Here is an 826-nt window from a genome sequence, read left to right on the forward strand (position 1 = left end):
GTGCTCGGGCGATGGACTCAGAAGTCCATGTCACCGCCGCCCGGCATGGCCGGGGCGGCAGAGGCCTTCTCGGGCTTCTCGGCGATGACGGCCTCGGTGGTCAGGAACAGCGCCGCGATGGACGCCGCGTTCTGCAGCGCGGAACGGGTCACCTTGGCCGGGTCGATGATGCCCGCCTCGAACATGTTGACGTACTCGCCGGTGGCGGCGTTCAGGCCCTCGCCCGGGGTGAGGTTGCGGACCTTCTCCACCACGACGCCGCCCTCGAGACCGGCGTTGACCGCGATCTGCTTGAGCGGCTCCTCCAGCGCCTTGCGCACGATCGCGGCACCGGTGGCCTCGTCGCTCTGCAGCTCCAGCTTGTCGAAGGCCTTGGCGCCGGCCTGCAGCAGGGCCACGCCGCCGCCGGGCACGATGCCCTCCTCGACCGCGGCCTTGGCGTTGCGCACCGCGTCCTCGATGCGGTGCTTGCGCTCCTTGAGCTCGACCTCGGTGGCCGCACCGGCCTTGATCACGGCCACGCCGCCGGCCAGCTTGGCCAGGCGCTCCTGCAGCTTCTCGCGGTCGTAGTCGGAGTCGGTGTTCTCGATCTCGGCGCGGATCTGGTTGACCCGGCCGGCGATCTGCTCGGCGTCACCGGCGCCGTCGACGATGGTGGTCTCGTCCTTGGTGACGATGACCTGGCGGGCCCGGCCCAGCATGTCCAGCGTGGTGGACTCCAGCTTCAGGCCGAGGTCCTCGCTGACGACCTGGGCACCGGTCAGGGTGCCGATGTCGCCGAGCATGGCCTTGCGGCGGTCACCGAAGCCCGGCGCCTTGACCGCGA

1 protein-coding gene is annotated in these 826 nt (G+C 70.6%); it reads right to left on the minus strand.

What is annotated here, in order from left to right:
* Positions 1-17: 17 nt before the first annotated feature.
* On the minus strand, positions 18-826 hold an 809-nt coding region (gene groEL, locus Pta02_RS40820; RefSeq protein ID WP_203880419.1), incomplete at its 5' end, for a chaperonin GroEL.

The sequence above is a fragment of the Paraplanobispora takensis genome (genome assembly GCF_016863195.1).
GTDB lineage: Bacteria > Actinomycetota > Actinomycetes > Streptosporangiales > Streptosporangiaceae > Planobispora > Planobispora takensis.